Annotated in this window: 12 protein-coding genes; 6 read left to right on the top strand and 6 right to left on the bottom strand. The window is 49.5% G+C overall.

The window, feature by feature from the left end; translation table 11 throughout:
• Positions 1-72: 72 nt before the first annotated feature.
• From AAE250_RS16535 to AAE250_RS16525, 3 genes are read right to left on the bottom strand one after another with little or no spacing between them, the layout of a single operon-like run.
• Positions 73-1,659 carry a hypothetical protein gene (locus AAE250_RS16535; RefSeq protein ID WP_294595619.1) on the bottom strand — a complete coding sequence of 529 codons (1,587 nt, stop codon included), beginning with the start codon at positions 1,657-1,659 and terminating at the stop codon, positions 73-75.
• 4 nt (positions 1,660-1,663) lie between these two features.
• The gene (locus AAE250_RS16530) at positions 1,664-2,698 is read right to left on the bottom strand and encodes an HlyD family secretion protein (protein ID WP_294595618.1); all 1,035 of its coding nucleotides are present in this window, start codon (positions 2,696-2,698) and stop codon (positions 1,664-1,666) included.
• Between the two features lie 34 nt (positions 2,699-2,732).
• A complete protein-coding gene (locus AAE250_RS16525; RefSeq protein ID WP_294595616.1) occupies positions 2,733-4,052 on the bottom strand; it encodes a TolC family protein in 1,320 nt (439 codons plus the stop codon).
• Between the two features lie 209 nt (positions 4,053-4,261).
• Between AAE250_RS16525 and AAE250_RS16520 the strand changes: the two genes are divergently transcribed.
• From AAE250_RS16520 to AAE250_RS16495, 6 genes are all read left to right on the top strand, one after another.
• Positions 4,262-5,161: a helix-turn-helix domain-containing protein gene (locus tag AAE250_RS16520; protein WP_294595614.1), complete on the top strand. Its 900-nt coding sequence runs from the start codon at positions 4,262-4,264 to the stop codon at positions 5,159-5,161.
• 460 nt (positions 5,162-5,621) lie between these two features.
• A complete protein-coding gene (locus AAE250_RS16515) occupies positions 5,622-6,479 on the top strand; it encodes an Rpn family recombination-promoting nuclease/putative transposase (RefSeq protein WP_294595612.1) in 858 nt (285 codons plus the stop codon).
• A 146-nt stretch (positions 6,480-6,625) separates the two neighbouring features.
• On the top strand, positions 6,626-7,549 hold the full coding sequence (locus tag AAE250_RS16510; protein ID WP_294595610.1) for a hypothetical protein: 924 nt from the start codon (positions 6,626-6,628) through the stop codon (positions 7,547-7,549).
• A 26-nt stretch (positions 7,550-7,575) separates the two neighbouring features.
• Positions 7,576-8,016, top strand: coding sequence for a S24/S26 family peptidase (locus tag AAE250_RS16505; protein WP_294595608.1), 441 nt, complete (start codon positions 7,576-7,578; stop codon positions 8,014-8,016).
• A gap of 25 nt (positions 8,017-8,041) precedes the next feature.
• Complete coding sequence (locus tag AAE250_RS16500) at positions 8,042-8,308, top strand: PqqD family protein (RefSeq protein WP_294595607.1); 267 nt, start codon at positions 8,042-8,044, stop codon at positions 8,306-8,308.
• 5 nt (positions 8,309-8,313) lie between these two features.
• Positions 8,314-9,963 carry an ABC transporter ATP-binding protein gene (locus tag AAE250_RS16495; RefSeq protein WP_294595605.1) on the top strand — a complete coding sequence of 550 codons (1,650 nt, stop codon included), beginning with the start codon at positions 8,314-8,316 and terminating at the stop codon, positions 9,961-9,963.
• Between the two features lie 8 nt (positions 9,964-9,971).
• Here AAE250_RS16495 and AAE250_RS16490 read toward each other — a convergent pair whose 3' ends face one another.
• From AAE250_RS16490 to AAE250_RS16480, 3 genes are all read right to left on the bottom strand, one after another.
• Entirely contained in the window at positions 9,972-10,883 is a 912-nt protein-coding gene (locus AAE250_RS16490; RefSeq protein ID WP_294595603.1) for a nucleotidyltransferase, read from the bottom strand.
• A 124-nt stretch (positions 10,884-11,007) separates the two neighbouring features.
• The gene (gene tamL, locus AAE250_RS16485; protein WP_294595601.1) at positions 11,008-13,362 is read right to left on the bottom strand and encodes a translocation and assembly module lipoprotein TamL; all 2,355 of its coding nucleotides are present in this window, start codon (positions 13,360-13,362) and stop codon (positions 11,008-11,010) included.
• Between the two features lie 16 nt (positions 13,363-13,378).
• Positions 13,379-17,941 carry a translocation/assembly module TamB domain-containing protein gene (locus tag AAE250_RS16480; RefSeq protein ID WP_294595598.1) on the bottom strand — a complete coding sequence of 1,521 codons (4,563 nt, stop codon included), beginning with the start codon at positions 17,939-17,941 and terminating at the stop codon, positions 13,379-13,381.
• Between the last annotated feature and the right edge of the window lie 232 nt (positions 17,942-18,173).

Below are 18,173 nucleotides of genomic sequence, written 5' to 3'. Positions count from 1 at the left end.
TGCCAGGGCTACACCCTTTGCTCCGGATGGCTACACCATCCGGGGTAAAGGGTGTAGCCTTTTTAAGAGGGATCACTCTTCGTGTGTAGACTGCCATGCCTCCCGCTTCATCAATCTCCGAATAGCTTTATAAGTAGGGTGTATTGCATTCTGCGGACGCACCTTGCTTTCATTCAACAGAAACATCAGAATACAGAATAATCCCAATAGCGTCAGCCAGCCGAATATCTCTTTCATCGACACCATAAGCGCCTGTTGCTGCACAGCACCGTACAACTGTCCGAGAGGAATGTGCGCAGCAAGTGGATTCACATGATCGAGATTTGCTCCCAGCAGCATAGCATTCCGCCTTACGGTAAATTTCAATATTTCGTTTAAGACAGCCGTACCCAGTACACCGCCGAATGCTGCACTGACAAATCCTTGTACGCTCACTGCCTGAAAGAAATTCTCAAACGGTACGCGCGACAACGAAGTGAGAAAGCAGATGGCAATAATCACATATCCGAAGCCACGCAGGAAGACAGGTATCACCAATGCCGATTTAGGCAGATTATAGTCGATGGTGAAATAAAACATCATCAAATACCCCACGATGGACGTAAAAGCAATCAATGTCATTACCTTATACCGCCATTTCCGCAAAGCAAAAGTCTGATAGGTGAACAAGGCACCCGTCACAATGCCAAGCAATACTACCCAATTCAACGAAACCGTATTCAGCGAGTCATAACCAAGAATACCTTCCAGATAAATATGCTCCAGCAAGTGTGACGGTGCAAGCAGGAAATCTATCAGTATGTAGAGAAGGAATGGCAACCACACCATACGATAACGAAAGGTACGGAGTGCGATGAACGGATGCCGGATGAACGACGCACGCCAGATATTGAGCAACAATATAACCAAACCTGCCAACGTAGCCATACCGATGTAGTCGGACTCATACCAATCGTAATGATCGCCGTAGAGGCAGACGAAAATAATGCAGAGCACAATCAGTCCCCACAGCAACGCCCCCAACCAGTCGATGCCGTACAAAGGCAAACGATGCAGCACACGGATATTGCGGAAAAGCAACATCACCAGCAGCATCACCAACCCCAGCAGCCCGATAATGAACCAATGCATATACTCCCATTTCGAAAAATAAGAAACATAAATCGTGGCAAGCCCCGAAAGTTGAATGCAACTATTCACCAGCAGATAAATAAAGCAGAAAAAAATGGAAAGGTCACGCTTTGGCGTAAGCCACAATTGTATCGTCGAGTTGCATTCAAAAGTAGCCCACATCCGAAAGAAGCCCGAAATGAAACATACCCCCACCAGCAACGGCACACAATCCGTATGCACACAAATCAGATTGCAGATGACAAGCGCAATGCAGCACGTCATGAAAGCCACCTTCGAGGTAAACTGGAACTTCAAGCGGAACATGATGGCAAACGTCAGCGCCATGCCTACCATAGAAGCATAACCTGCCATCATAATGTCCTCCTGCATCAGTGCCAGCGAACCAACCATCTCGCCGGCTGCAGCCATATAGATGCCACCCGAAAACTGGAAGACAATAACCATAAAGATAATAATCCACGGCTTCCATTTCTCCGGGACGAAATCGCGGATAGCGGGAATTGAAAAAGGTCCTGATTCGTGCATGATATCAATAGATTACTTCACACTCCACATTCATACCGGCACAAAGCCGCTTCATGTCCTCGGGACGGTTGTCCGCAGCAAACTCTATGCGGACAGGGATGCGCTGCTCCACTTTCACAAAGTTACCTGCAGAGTTATCTTGCGGAAGCAACGAAAAGCTGGCTCCCGTAGCTTTTGCCAGAGATTGCACGACTCCTCTGAAGGTCACACCGGGGATGGCGTCCACCTCAATCTCTACAGGTTGCCCCACTTGGATATGAGCCGTTTGCGTTTCCTTATAGTTGGCTATTATCCAGCGGTCATTAGCATCCACCACGTCGACAAGAGTTTGCCCTGGTTGTATCAGCTGCCCTTCCTGGATATTCTTGCGCCCGGTGGTTCCGTCGCAGGGAGCCAGGATAACCGTGTAAGAGAGATTCAGCCTTGCCAATGCCCGTGCAGCTTCGGCAAGCTGGATGCCGGCAACAGTCTGGTCGAGGCGTTGCGTCTGCTCCTGCTTCACCAAAGTGGTGGAATGCTTCTGACGAAGCAAAACCTCATAACGCGCCTTCAGGGCATCGTAATTTGTCTTCACACCATCGTATTGCTGGCGAGTCACAGCTTCCTGTTCAAAGAGATTTTTATAGCGGATGTACTCCCGCTCTGCATTCTCCATGCGAATGCGAGCCTCTTCGATCGTAGCATCCGATACGGAGATATTGTTCTGCGTCGTATTTATAGTAGTCGCCATGGCCGACTTGCCGGACAAGGCATTCTGATAATCAGCCTCTGCCTGTGCCAGGCGGAAACGAAACTCAGTATCCTCTATCAAAGCCAGCGTGTCGCCCTTGCGCACCGCCTGGTTTTCGTCAAAACGAATTTCTTTGATGAAACCTTGTACACGGGAGTTCACGGGTACGATGAGTTGCTTTACCTGCGCATTGTCTGTGTATTCCACATTACCCAAATGTACAAAACGGGAACTCACCCAAACTATACCTATTATAATAAGGGTAATGACGACGATGTTATAGATTAATTTCTTAGTCTTGTGCTTCATTGCTTTCTATATTTAAATTGATTAATAATTCGGATTACAAGTCTCCTACTGACTTCTTCAGTTTGAAGTAGTTAAAAAGAATATTGATACGTGCGTTCGCTACTTGCAGTTCAGCGCTCAGTTTGGAGTTGCTGGCATCAAGCATGTCCGTAATCAGTGCCAGTTCGTGCAGATAACGGTTGCGGATAACATCGTAGTTCTGATTGGCCAGTTCCAGGCTCTTCATCTGCGTGTCGAAAACGGTGAACGACTCACCAAAACGCACATAGGCCGCTTTGACCTCGGTCTGCACATTCTCCTCGAGCAGGCGTTTGCCTTCCACAGCCCGCTGCGTAGCAATCTTCGCCCGACGGATGTTCTTTCCCGACTGATAGATAGAAGCAATGTTGAACTTCACCCCTACCCCGACATACCAATAATTCAGGTTCTTGTCAATGGGCGGTACCTCAATAGTTATCGGCCCATCCAGCAGATTCGCAGCAAACAAGGCTACAGAGGGTAAACGTTCCGACTTTGCCAGTTTCTCGCCATGCCGGGACTGCTCGATGCCCAGTTCCGCCTGCTTCAATGCCGGAAGCCGGCCGGCAGCGGTTTCCTGCCATTCCATTTCCGGAGAGACAAGCGGGAGATTGCCAAGTATGCAGGTATCAATGCCGATAACCGTTTCCTGCGGTAGTCCTAATGTAGTGACAAGCTGGTTGTTGATGATAATCTGAGTATTTTCAATCTGCGTCAGCGCCAGCTCCAGCGATTTCAGTTGAAGTTCGTAACGGGTGATATCGTTCTTCAAGGCAAGACCCTCTTTCTCTTTAGCCGTGATGTCAGCCAGCAGACGTTTGGTTTGTTCTATATTCTGTTTATACACCTCGGCCTGATTGCATAATTTATATAGCTCCAAATAATTGCCTACCAGCAAGAAATGGATATCCTGGCGATTCTTATCCTTATCCAACTGAGCTACTTGCTGACGGAGCTTGGCAATAGCAATGTTGCTTGTGATGGCACCGCCGGCATAGAGCACCTGTGAGGCTTCGATAGCGAAGTTATTCCCAAAATGCGGCATAGGCGCATTCTCACCATCCGAGAAGTCACGGTCGGAAATCCAGGCATCACCCAGATAGCTGGCAGAAAGAGAGACGTCGATTGAAGGCAACAAAGCGTTCTTTGCCACTTTCACTGCTTGCCCGGCTTCCTTTTCCGCCAGATCAAAGGTCCGGATACTGCGGCTATTCTTATCAGCCAGTTCAAACATCTGCTCGATGCTCAGCACACACTTCGATATCGTCTGAGCCGAGACGCAGACCGAACTGCCCATTCCTAAAAGAAAGAACAGGACTTTCGTTATTTTCCTCATACTAATACCTATATTATATATTATAATTACGTTTCTTCTAAATGGGAATTTAGCGCGCGCAAGCGTACTTGCCCCTTCCCAAAACCGGCTGCAAAGGTCGGCAAAAAGCCCTGCCGCCCGAAATTCCAAATTGAACAAAATTGGTTTTATTTGTACCAACCAAAGGTTTTAAGTACCTTTGTGCAAAGATTCAAGCAGAAGATCAGGACATGAAACAAACCGTTCACATCAAAAGCATCAGCGACTTTGTAGAAGGAAATACAGAAGATATACGCAGGAAGATAAACTGCATGGAAGTCAATGCCAACGGTGTTGACCGGCATCTGTCTACTCCCGTATTTTTCAAGGCAGCAGTCTGCATTTTGGTTTTATCTGGAACAGCCCGGGCAAACATCAATCACAAGCAACATCCGGTAGACGCCCGTACCACTCTTGTACTTTCTGCCTCCCACCTCTTCTATTTCGAGGATTACAGTACGGATTTCAACTGCCTCTGCCTCCTGGTCGGCAAAGAGTTCATGGAAGATATGGACTCTACCGATATGATTTACAAACGGATAAGATACGGCGTAAAACTATACAACAATCCTATACTTGCTATGAGCGATACAGACTTCTCCCTCCTCACCGCAAGAATAACCGCCATCGACCAGGCAATAAGCAACACCACCCACCGACACTACAAAGACATGATACTAAACACCCTCTTCGCCTTCTACCTCGACCTGAGCAACATCATCGACCAAAGAAGCGAATGCAACGATGACCCCAACCTGACACGCCATGAAAGCATCATCAAGTCCTTCATCGAACTGCTGACGGAGCATTACCGCCAAGAGCACAAAGTAGATTTTTATGCTTCCAAGCTGAACCTCTCCGCCCATTACCTCACCTTAATCGTAAAGCGCATTACCGGACAAAGCGTCTGCGACTTCATCTTCGAGATGCTCTACAGCGATGCCCGCAATCTGCTGACCTGCTCGCAACTCTCCATACAAGAGATCACCGCCACCCTGCACTTCTCCGACCAATCTTCCTTCGGCAAGTTCTTTAAACGCCGGGCAGGAATTTCGCCCATCGATTATCGCAAGGAGAAAGAAGTCAGATGATGATGCGGCTACCATCTGCCAATAAGCCGCAAATTTTGCGGCTTAAATCATATTTTTAACCGCAAACAAGGTAGAACTTCTTCTTTCCAGTAAACATTCTCTGTTCAAGCCTTGCGAACGGATATTCACAAGGCTTGAATATGTATTCGCGCTGTGCGAATACATATCCGCAAGGCATAAACGGAGTTTTAGAACAATTATGCCCGATTCCTACCTTCTTCCTACCCGGTTCTTACCCGAGTCTTATCCGGTTCTTGTAAATTCCCACTCTATAGACAAGAAGAAGACAGGGAGAAGGGACGAATTAGAAGAGAAATAGAACAAAATCAGAAAGGAGTATCTTACTATAAATACCCATTTATCCTTCGCAGCGGATTGAACAAAGAAAAAACAAACCCGTTTCAATTCAGGTTCTCAAACAAATTACCTATATTTGCAGAAACATTAAAGCACGCAAAACATGGGTAGATTTATAAATCCGTTTACCGACTACGGTTTCAAGAAAATATTCGGCCAAGAAATATCAAAAGACTTATTGATAGACTTCTTAAATGACTTGCTGGTAGGGGAACGGGTGATAACAGATCTCACATTTTTGAATAACGAACAACTGCCTCAATACGATGAGGGACGAGGACTGATTTACGACATTTATTGCAGTACGGACACTGGTGAAAAGATCATTGTGGAGATGCAAAACAAGTCGCAAACGAATTTTAAGGAACGGGCGCTTTATTATTTGTCCAATGCCATTGTGCAGCAGGCAAAGCCTGGTACGGAATGGAAGTTTAGCGTAAAGGCAGTGTACGGTGTGTTCTTTATGAACTTTCTGTTCAGTGAGAACGTTAAGTTCCGTACGGATGTGATTCTTGCCGACCGTGATACGGGCGAGTTGTTCTGCGACCGGATACGGCCGATATTTATTGCGTTACCTCTATTCGATAAGGAAGAGGAGGAATGTGAAACAGATTTTGAACGTTGGATATATACATTGAAGAATATGGAGACACTGAAACGAATGCCGTTCAAGGCACGCAAGGCAGTCTTCGAAAAACTGGAAGACATTGTCGATGTAGCTTCTCTTAGCAAAGAGGAGCAGGAACGCTATCAGAATAGCGTGAATGTGTACCGCACAAATTTGTGTGTATTGGATGCTGCGGAAAAAGAAGGAATAGAGAAAGGAATAGAAATTGGTGAAAAAAGGGGAAAAGCAGAAGAGCGCTTGAACAATGCCCGTAAAATGAAAGAAGCAGGGATAGCTTGTACACTCATTTCTCAAATCACCGGATTAAGTGCTGAAGAAATTAATGCCCTTTAATAATTACAAATACGTTGAAACTATCTATCGTGGAGGATATTCTGTCGTGACAATTACTCTAACTTAACAATAAGTCACCAATAATTCACTATATTTGCCTCAATAGTTTAATAATAGGCTATAAAGCAAGACAAACAAACAACCTCATGGACAAGCCTTTTCTGACATATCGCGTCGGTCCGCATATATTCCGCATTGCCAACGGTTCTACCATAGACATTGCGGAAACACTACCTGCGCTCTCACCATTTGTCGAATCGATGCAGACAAATGAACAGCCCATCTTCGAGCTCTATCTGGAAGATGCACATAAAGCAATGCCGGCAGATAACAACGCTGCTGACATCGGCTTTGACTGGGAAGACGCACACTGCGTCATCCGCCCACTGGCAGACAAGGCATACCTTGTAGCCATTACGCCACGAAATGCAGAAGTTCCTTACTGCATGGAGTGTACCGACAATTTCCATCATTGCACCGCATACCTGTCCACCGGCAGCAAAGCTACAGAGGAAAGTGCCGAACAGAGAAATACAAAAAGTTTTATCCTCAACAACTTCCTGATGATGCTCTATGCCTTTAATGCCATACAACACTGTACCTTGCTGATGCATGCTTCGGTAGTAGTGAACAAGGACAAAGGATATATTTTCCTCGGGAAAAGCGGTACAGGGAAAAGCACACATACTTCGTTATGGTTGGAACATATCGAGGGCAGTCACCTGCTGAATGACGACAATCCGATAGTACATATAGAGTGCCTCACCGACAAAATCACAGTCTACGGCTCACCATGGAGCGGGAAAACACCCTGCTATCGGAACGAATCTGCCCCTGTCGGCGCATTTGTCCGCCTGGAGCAGGCACCGCAGAACGAAATACGTTTAGAAAAAACAGTACACGCCTTTGCATCCTTGTTGCCTTCCTGCTCTTACCTGAGACAAGATAAAGAGATGTATGCAAAAGTAGTGCGGGTAGTAACCTGCATTGCATCCCACGCGCGGGTTTTCCATCTGAAATGCCTGCCTGATAAAACAGCAGCAGAACTCGCATGGAACGCCATCCGGTAAGAACAGTTGCACAGTCATAAATTCCAATGAAGAAAAGCATCCCTAATGAAATACTGCTTCCCGAAGTAGCCCGACTGATAGAAGAAGGGCATACGGCGACCATCATCGTCCGGGGAAACAGCATGAACCCATTTCTGGTGGACCGCCGCGACCGGGTTACTTTAGGCAGCTTTACTCCAGAGGACCTGCAACCCGGTGCCACTGTACTGGCACGTGATACAACGGGGCGCATCGTTTTTCACCGCATCATCAGTCGCAAAGACGACACCTTGATACTACAAGGCGACGGTAACCTTGCACAGACAGAAGAGACTTCCATCGACCAAGTGATGGGGCTGATGACAGAAGCCATACGGAAAGAAAAGCGATACTCTGCCCAGAGCAAGGCATGGAGGCGATATTCTTACTGGTGGCTGAAGCTAAAGCCCTTGCGCCGCTGGTTACTGGCAATATTCAGACGAATCTAAAAACAATTAATAAAACTACAGAATCATGAGAATCAAAGAAGGACTTTTCCTACACAAGATAGCTGAAGAATGCATTGTGATGCAAGACGGTTCCTCCAACATCGACTTCAGCAATATTATCAACCTGAACCCTACCGCAGCCTTTCTGTGGACGGAGATTGAGCATCAGGAGTTCGACACCGACAGATTAGTGCAGATACTGACCGAACACTACGACGTGACGGAGGAACAGGCATACAAAGATGCCGAAGAGTTCATTAAGCACCTGCAAGAAGCCGGAGTGGCATATTAAAAAGTATGCAAAGCAAAAAGCTGAAATACATTTGGGAAGTCTCCGCCGGACAGCGTGGAAGGATTCTGCTGAGTTGCTTTACCGGCACCTTGGGAGTAGCTTTTGCGCTTGCTTTTATCTACGCCTCCAAGCAGGTGATAGATATTGCAACCGGAGTAACCGGCGGCAACATGATGCACGCAGCCATCCTTACCATCGCCCTGCTCATAGTACAGCTTCTTTGCGGCGCCGCCGATACCTGGATAAGCACCCGTATGCAGATAGAAACGGGGAATGCATTGCGCCACCGCCTCTTTTCCCGGTTACTGCAAAGCCGCTGGAACGAGTTGGAGCGTTTTCATACCGGCGATGTAGTGAACCGCGTGGAGCAGGATACGTCTGCCATTGTCAGTTTGTTGACTTCCTCGGTACCTGCATTTATCGTCACGAGCATACAGTTGTTGGCTGCTTTCCTCTTCTTCTGCTTCCTCGATCCCTCACTGCCTTGGCTTATTGTGGCCATTCTTCCCGTTTTCCTGTTGGGTAGTCGCTTCTACATGCGCCGCATGAAACGCTACACGCATGATATACGCCATAGCGACAGCCGAATCCAGTCCGTCATCCAGGAGAGCCTGCAACACCGCACAGTAATCAAAACCCTGGAACAGAGCGACCGCCACATCGACAAGCTCGATGACTTACAGGATGTGCTTCGCAATCAGGTCATGGGGCGCACCCGCTTCTCGCTGACTGCCCGCATGTTCGTTGCTTTCGCCTTTTCCGGAGGATATCTCATTGCATTTCTTTGGGGAGCCGTACGCCTCAGCACAGGCAGCATTACTTTCGGTACAATGACTGCCTTCCTGCAACTGGTAGGAAAAGTGCAACGTCCCGTTCTCGACCTCTCACGCCTGATACCCTCGGTAGTCAATGCCCTCACCGCCATAGACCGGTTGCTGGAGCTCGAAGCTCTTCCTGCCGAAACCAGTGGCGAAAGCATCCTCTTCCCTACTACTCCGGATTTGGAGCTGAAAGACGTCACCTTCGGTTATACCCCTGGCGACCGCCCTGTCTTCAGTCATTTCTCCTGTCGTTTTCCTGCCGGAAGCTGCACTGCTGTAGTAGGAGAAACGGGCAGAGGCAAAACAACTCTCATCCGCCTGCTGCTCGCCCTTGCCAGCCCGCAAAAAGGGGAAATAATACTTATAGCGCAGCCCTCATCCACAATGATCAACAGTCAATTATCAACTGTTGAAGTGTCTCCGCAAACCCGAAGCAACTTTGTCTACGTCCCCCAAGGCAACACTCTTTTCAGCGGTACCATCCGCGATAATCTGCTGATGGGCAATCCACAAGCTACTGACGAAGCCATGCACCAAGCCTTGCGCACTGCCACCGCTGATTTTGTATTCCAGCTTCCTGACGGAATAGACTCTCCCCTCAACGAGCAAGGCGGCGGCCTCAGCGAAGGGCAAGCCCAACGCATAGCCATCGCCCGTGCATTGCTTCGTCCCGGTAATATCCTGCTGCTGGACGAAGCCACCTCTGCCCTCGATCCCGAGACGGAGCACCAGCTAATAAAAAACCTGCGCAGAAACTGCGCAGGCAAAACATTTATCTTCGTCACTCACCACCCGGCAGTGGCCGAGGCATGCGAGGCGGTGGTCAGACTCTGATTTATTCTTTAGAACAACTTGGCAGGATATTCACCTGCATCCACCAATGCCTGGATCTTATTTACCACATCCTGACGGTCTTCGGGATAAGTAACACCAAACCATTTGCTGGTAGTGTCGAGCACTTCACAGGTTGCGATACCGTCGGTAATCAATTTATCAACCATCAACGGAATGAAGAATTCGCTCTTCAGGTTCTCCATATTCTTGGGATCGCTGAGGAAAGTCTTGAAGAATTCTTCGCTATATGCAAAGTAATCGGGAGTAAAGCCCCAGAAGTTCATGCTCACCGGAGTTGTTTCGGGAGTAGCTGTCCATTCACCGTTATCGTCGATATACTTCACTTCACCGTCCATGCGTTGAATCTTGGTACGCTCTACAACAGAAGTCAGCAGATTGTTGGCATCTGTTCCGCAAAGACCGCGAGATACAGTACCGCTTTCGCTCAACGTATTGCCGATACGGAAACCTACCATAGAATAAACGTTCTTTGAGCCCTCGGGCAGTGCAGAAAGGAATTTACCCATCGTCTGGAAAGAATCGCGACCGTAGAAGTCGTCGCAGTTGATAACTGCAAACGGTTCGTGGATAACGTCGGCACCCATCATTACGGCATGGTTGGTTCCCCACGGTTTAGTACGGCCTTCGGGGCAAGTGAAGCCTTCGGGAAGGTCGTCGATAGACTGGAACACCAGTTCGCACGGGATGTGACCTTCGTATTTAGAAATAATCTTATCGCGGAAGTCCTGCTCAAAGTCTTTGCGGATAACGAAAACGAGCTTACCGAAACCGGCATTGATAGCATCGTAAATAGAGTAATCCATAATAGTTTCGCCATTGGGACCCAGTCCGTCCAATTGTTTCAAGCCACCGTAACGGCTGCCCATACCGGCTGCCAGTAAGAATAAAGTTGGTTTCATATTAGTTATTATTTAAAAAGGTTAGTGTATCACATTGATTACGGTTGCAAATGTACTAAAATTTACGTCTCATAAGAGGGAGATTTAGTTCATTCTTTACCACTATTCATTCAAAAACGTACATTTAGAACGGATAACCAATAGCAAAATGCCAGGCCAGGCCATCTTTGAACTTAGGAATATTGTAGTATCCCGATTTCCCGGTATCATACGGGTCATGCAAACCTATACCCAGGTCCAGACGGAAAACAAGGAAATCGAGGTCGTAGCGCAAGCCCGTTCCCGTGCCAAGAGCTATCTGCTTCGGGAAATTCCTCAAAGTAAGCTCACCGTTCGGGCGACTTTCATCCTTACGCATCAGCCACACATTACCGGCATCCAAGAACAACGCCCCATGCAAGTCACCGATAATGCGGAAGCGGTATTCTATATTCGCCTCCATACGGATATCACCGACATGATTGATATAAGTGTATTTCTCTCCATCATTGGGCGGATAGCCACCAGGACCGATACTGCGCGCCGAGAAGGCCCGCACACTGTTGGCACCACCGATATAGAACTGTTCGGTATAAGGCGCAACATTCATGTTTCCATAAGACCAGATTACACCACCTGCAATGCGCGAAGCTATCATCTGGTTCTTGTCTATCCGATAATGGTACCGGAACTCCGAATTCAACTTCAGGAACTGGGCAAAGGGTACACCGAACAGTTTCTTCTCCTTTTCACTGAAAGGCTTCCCGAAAATACGATAAATGGCAGAAGTGATATTACCAGCCGATGCAACCGTAGTCTGCCACCAGATGGGATTGCGCTTGCCACGAAGGGAGGCATTGTCATACGTATAAGTATATTCCATAGCAGGAATAAACTGGTTACGCAAACTGACATAAAGCGCCGGATTTTTAGCCTGCAGAGTATCAAACGCTGCCGTAGGATTGCGCAGCACGTTAAACGTCAACCGGAAAGGAGTAATACTATGCTTCACGGTAGGCTTAGGTTGGAAATCGTATGTAGCATTTCCACCGAAAGCCAGCAGCTTGTAATACTTGGCACGGTTCATCTGGTCGATGTACAGGCGGAAAGTCGTTGTTGCCGGGAAGTCGTATTCGCGGTCGCCCATACGGGGAAAGACGATGCGCGGGAACATGAGCGAGGTAGAGACACCCATCTCATAACTGTTCATCAGGGAAGAGCGGTCTTTGCCTGTCTGCCATTCGTAGGAGCCGTTCACTTTGACATTCCAGCTCTCGCCACCGCCAAAGACATTGTTCTTGGTCACGGTGAAGGCAGCACCCGGCCCCGTCTGGTTGTTACTCTTCATGGTGACGTTAAAGTCCAGTTCGGCATCGTATGGTTTGTCGAGGGCGGCAACGATCCTCATATCGAGCGTATCGGAAACAAACGCCGTGTCGCGCGGCACATATTGCATCTCGGCATACCGGAAAATGCCGACATTGGCGAGGCGCTCCTGCACGCGAGTCTGACGATACAAACTGTACATGCTCTGCATGGAACGCTGGCGGGAGATACCTGCACTGTCCTGCACCTGGCGTTTCCGGCGATAGCCTTGATAGTTCAGCCAGCGGTAAAGCATATTCGGACGTACGCCCAACTTATTGTAATAGTGAATAGAAAGTCCTTTGTAGTCGATGCTGTCATTCGGTTCTTCTCCCTGCTTGCCAAGAAGATAGAAAGAACGATTGCCTACATAGAAGGGCTTCTCGGCAACTTCCGGCATATTTGGGATAGGAATCAGGCGCATATAGACGTGTCCTCCGGGCACCATCGTTGTGTCCGCCTGGTAAGTCAGATAGTCGGGACGGAAATAGTAGCAACCCACATTGCGCAACAAGGTACTGATACGGGTACGTTCCCCGTCGAGATCGGTTACGTTGAACTGTTCGCCCGGACTGATAAGCGAATGTCTCCGCCCCAGCTCCATGATACGCGTAGTACGCTGGTTGAAGCCACGGTAATACACCGTATCTATGAAATAAGGATTGCGCATGTTCACTGTATATTGCAGTTTAGCTTTCAAAGAGTCCTTCGGGTCTATAAAGGTCTGGTGGCTCACCGTGCCGTTGAAGTAGCCATAATCGCGCAGCAAGTTGGTAGCAGCCTTCTGACGAATATCAGGGTTCACGGTAGACAGCAGTACCGGAGTAGCGGCGAACCGGTTGAATATCCATTTGCCAAGGCCTTTCTCGTACTTCTGGAAACCGTTGTATATCCACAAGCCAAGGGGGAAAGGATAACGAATGGTGGAACTTCCTAACAAAGAGTTGTTCGGTGCAGTGGCAAGGGCAGCCTCCACCTCTTCCATCGCCACCTCGCCGACGGCAGTCTCACTGCGGTTCAATACAATCATCGGTTTCTGACCGGTATAAAGTATCTCCCCTTCGGGCAAGTGCTTGGTGGTGGAGCATCCTGCCAGAAATAGCATACCTATTATATATAGTATCAATCGTCTCATATCGCTATTCACTTTATCATTGTTCCTCCTCCACAGTTTTCTTTTTCTTCCTGAAGATGAAAAGCTCACTCAGGCGATCCATCTTACGGCGGAGTACGAGGCCGACACCCGTTTCGGTAATCTCCCCATCGAGCACGCTTTCGTAGTTCTTGTTATGGAATACGCGCACATAGCGGGTACCCGACGTATCAAGACGATACTCCAACGAGATATTGTCGATGAAAGATTCTGCATCATTCGTTGCATTGGCACCGGTGGAAACCTTTCCTCCAATCACTATCTGCACACGGTCGTTGAAGAAACGTTGTGAATAGCGGAAGCTGAAATCTTTCTGCGTATCACCGGTCTCGGCAGAGGTGCGGTCTTCTACCCCGACGCTGATGTTGGCACCCTTTATACCTCCGGCAAGAGAATTAATCTGGCTCTGCAGCACACTGTTCAGGGCAGCACCCATCGTCAGGCCTCCGCCTTTGGCGCCACTGTTCAGATAGATGCCGGTGGCAAGCATGGCAATGGCCTGCTTGCTGCGTTCTTCCGCACCCATCGCCTGCAACTCATTCTCTACAGTGGCATCTTCGGGAGCAGAGAGGTCGAAGATCAGGTCGGGCGAATCGAGGCGGTTCTTGATGGAGATGGAGACGTCGAAGTTCACCATGCGCGAACCGTCTCCGTCACCGTCGGCAACAGAGGCACGCATGCGTTCCGTGGCTTTCAGACTCAACACGGGGTTCATGATGTTGCCGCGCCAGTCTACATAACTGCCGGGGTTGAACTGGAATTCCTTCAGCGGGATGATGGGTAATGAATACTTCATGACACCACCCGAAAGGGTATAGCGTCCGGTCAGGTTCATATCACCTTGCGGAGTGTATTGCAGGTTCAGGTCGCCGCCGCCTTCCAGTTCGATGAACTTACTGCGGTCGGGACTCAGGTCGGCACGCAGGCGCACCGCATCGTCGATGTGGACGGACATGTACATTTCCAGACCACCCAAGGACATGGCCGGACCATCGTCTTCTTTCACCGAAGTGGTATCGGTGAAGGAAGTAAAGGTAACCAATCCTTCGAGGCGGTCTTCTACCGTCAACGGAGAATCGGTCAGCACGTAGGTTACGTTCGTATTGCCCAGCAGGTTCATGTTTCCGCGCATGGTCAGTCCGTCGAGCGGGCCACGCACGGTAGCACGAAGGTCGACGAAGACTTTTCCGTAGACCAGACTCTCGCGGGTACGGGGGGCATCGAGCAGGGTATAGTTCTCGGCCAGCAGATTAAGGTTGGCAGTGGGGCGTTCCATATTGCGGAAGTCAATGTTTCCGTCAATCGTAAACGGATTCTTACTGGTGGTATAGATGGCAAACTTGTCAAATATCAGTTGGTTATCCTTTATCTGCACGGGACGGTTGTCGAACCAATAACGCGCACCTGCCTGGCGGGCAAAGACTGACACACTGTCCAGCGCAATATCACCGTGCATCTTCGGTTTGTCCATGGAACCGTAAATATACAGTCCGCCGTCAATGTCTCCGGTGAATGCCACCACCTGATCGGGGATAAAGGCATTGGCCATCTTCAACGGGAAATGTTCCAGACGGGTGGTTACTTCCAGCGTATCTTTGCCGTTCTTCTGCGTCAGGATGCCGTCGGCAGTCAGTACCTCCTCGTCATCGAAGGTGAAGTAGGTATTGAGATAGTGTGTATTTTTATCACCCGGTAGCCATGTAGCTCCCAAGCCGATATCCCCAACAGGCTGGCGTTCATAAGTCAGCTTGTCGATATTGGCTTCGGCAGATACCTGCAGGGAAGTGGCTGTCTGTATATAGTTGGCTTCGGCGGAGAGTAATCCGGTAAGCCGCGGCATGTAGGGAAGCACATCCGTCAACTCGTCCAGCCGCAGGCGGCTCAATTCTACATTTATATTCTGCAGGGAGACGGTATCTTTCCGGTCGGACTGCATGCGGAAGCAGAGGCCGTCGTCACTGTCCATATCGATATTGGCATAGACACGCATGTTCTTGTGCAGGTAAATCCAGTTGCTGTTGTCCACAAAGTGGAATTTGCGATAGGCTATGATAGGCTCGGCAGGTATTAGATTCAGCAAGACCCCGTTTCCTTTTCCGTGTCCTTCGACCAGCGGACGGGCATTGACACCGAAGAGCACGCCGGTTTTTCCTTTGCCGTCCGTGTAGTCCACTGTAAGTTCTGCGTCTTCGTTGCGTATTTCGCCTGTCAATGTGCTGCGGAATACGAACTGCGGATTCTTCGGTCCGTTGATGACACCGCCCTGCAGACGCATGAGGGCTGTATCCTGCCTTACGCTGAAGAAGATGGTATCGAGTTGCAAGGAGTCCATCCGCAACCCGTGTACAGCGGTGCGGCCGTTGATGCCCCGTGTGGGAGTAAAGCCGAAACGAAGGTTGAAGTCATGGAATGAGATATCTTTCGTTGCCAGGAAGTAGCTAACAGGGTTCTGCTTTCCTGCCGTCAACTGCATGCCTGCCGAGGGGAGCACACGCCGCAAGGCGGCATGGTCCAGACGGCTTTCCTTCAGCTGCTTCATCAGCAAGGCAACGAATTCGTCGGACTGGGTCAGCAGTTTCTTCAAGGTGCTCCGGGCGCGGAAGCGCATGTTCAGGTCGCCGGCATCCAGATTCAGTTTGATGGAGTCGTGGCGTGCTTCTGCCCCCAGATTAAAGGCAAACGGATGTTTCATCGGTTGCGGAGTGAGGCCTAATTTGTGCAAGTCCACTTCTTCTACGTTTACATTCAGCGTACCGTCCAGGTAGCGGCGGTCGAGATGCATGTCGGCATCTCCCTGCATCTTCAGCAACGGGTTGTCACTGGCCAGGCGGACGGTGGCGACGGAAGACTTCAACCCGGCATGCAGGTCTATACCGGAAATGTTCCAATGCCTGTATTGCAGTTCTTTCAAAGAGGCTTCCAGGGCGGCAACGGTTTTATGCGAGGCGATATCCACGCCTTGCCCTTTGGCGGCAACATGGGCGCTCAGGGTGTAGATGGAGTCTTTGGGCAGGAAATGATGCACCTGCAAGGCATTGACGGCAAGGTCGGCATGATAGGCTTCGGTAGAGAGATTATAGGAAGCATCCAGATTCAGGGTGCCTGCTTGCTCCTGCAACTTCAGGGCGGCAGTGCATTGCGGACCGTCCAATCCTACGCGGGCAGCTAGGTTCATGCTGTCGGGTATCACGAGGGAATTGTCGGGGACGGTACCCGAGAGTGCGGTCAGGAAGTTCAGGTTCTGCGTATGCATTTCAAAGTCCATGCTGCCGCTGCGCTTCAGGCTATCGGTCAGGTTCCAAAACTCACCACCGCCACTCAGGGAGAAAGCTCCGGGCAGGTCGGCAGTGAAGCGGGTGATTTGCATTTGTTTCAGATTTCCTTCCGTACCGGCATGGATCACAAGCGGGCGGAACGGATAAGCTTCTTTAAAGGTTTCGGGTAGTCCGCCGGTAAACAGCAGTACGTCCTGCTTGCCGATGCGGGCGCTGAAACGGGCAGTCAGGCGACCGGCAGTAGGGATGTTTATCAGTTCCCAATAGGTTTGCGCGGTGAGGTTCATCTCGCTATGCGGGGTAAGCAACTTCAGGGAGGGGATGCGGATGACTGTGGAGTCGGCAAAGAGACGTCCGGTCAAGGAACTTACACTCAGACCGGAACGTTCGTTCATGGAGAATTCACTGATGACGGCATTCATATTCTTGCCCATGTACATCACGGAATCAATGCCGATGCGGATGTCGCGCAAGGCGATATGCGAAGGATCGAAGCCTTCGACGGGTTTCACGTCAATGCTGTCGGTAGCGACAGGGGTACTGCCTGTATCGTAGTTGAGAGAAGTGCCGGAGAGCAGAAACTTCTTCCAGCCGTAGAACTGGTGTTTCAGGTCGGCGGCAGCATCGGTAATCTTGGCATCGCCCAGATGGGCGGCCAGGCGCATGGAGTCGAGAGGCATCTGCAGGTCTACGGAAACGTTCTTCAATGTCAAGGCATGGAGAGTAACTTTCCAGTTGAGGGCAGTTTCGGTAGTATCTTTGGGAGTCTCGGTGGTATCGGCAAGCAGTACCTGTACGTGGGTGTCGCTAAGTTCGATGTTATTCAGTATGGCGTCTTCCTTACTCAGGTCTATGCCGTGACTTTCGAGAAAGAAACGTCCGAGGACGCCTTTCAGTTGCATGCCTTCTATCAGGTTGGAGGAGTTGACGGCCACTTGTTTCAGGGTGATGTCGTCTACTTCGACGCGCCCCTTCAGCAGGGGCCATGCCTGCACACGGACGTTCAGGCTTTCCATACTCAGCAAAGTGTCGGGATGCTGCACGCCCGCAACGCTATCGGCAGGCTGCACCACCAGCGCGCCGCGCACCAGCAGGTTCAGGGGGAAACGGAGGTCGATACGGTCCACGGAAATGTCCATACCCGTGGCGTCCGATGCCATTGCCGTGGCCTGCTTCCGTATAAAATTCTGTACGGGAGGCACGTAGAGCAATACCATCAGTATTACGAACAGTATAATAGGAGTAAGCAGCACCCAAAGTGCTCTTTTCAACCATTTCTTTCTCATGAAAACTTTATTCAATAGTCAGCGCTTAAACCGCTTTGCAAAGTAAACAAATTCTGATGAGATTTGGTTGACTAAAAGGAGAAAAAGCAAATATAACCTTCGCAGAACCGTTTATCGAATAGAGGTCTGCGCCCAATTGCCGAAGAGACATATCCCTAAGGACTAAGAACTAAGCCCCCACACACCGGGACCGGGCACTTCACACATTAGGACTGAGCACCTCACACTCCTA

The organism is Bacteroides sp. GD17, assembly GCF_038448625.1.
In the GTDB taxonomy this organism is placed as follows: Bacteria; Bacteroidota; Bacteroidia; order Bacteroidales; family Bacteroidaceae; genus Bacteroides.
The sequence above is the reverse complement of the archived record's forward strand: the minus strand, read 5'-3'. Positions and strand labels throughout refer to the sequence as shown.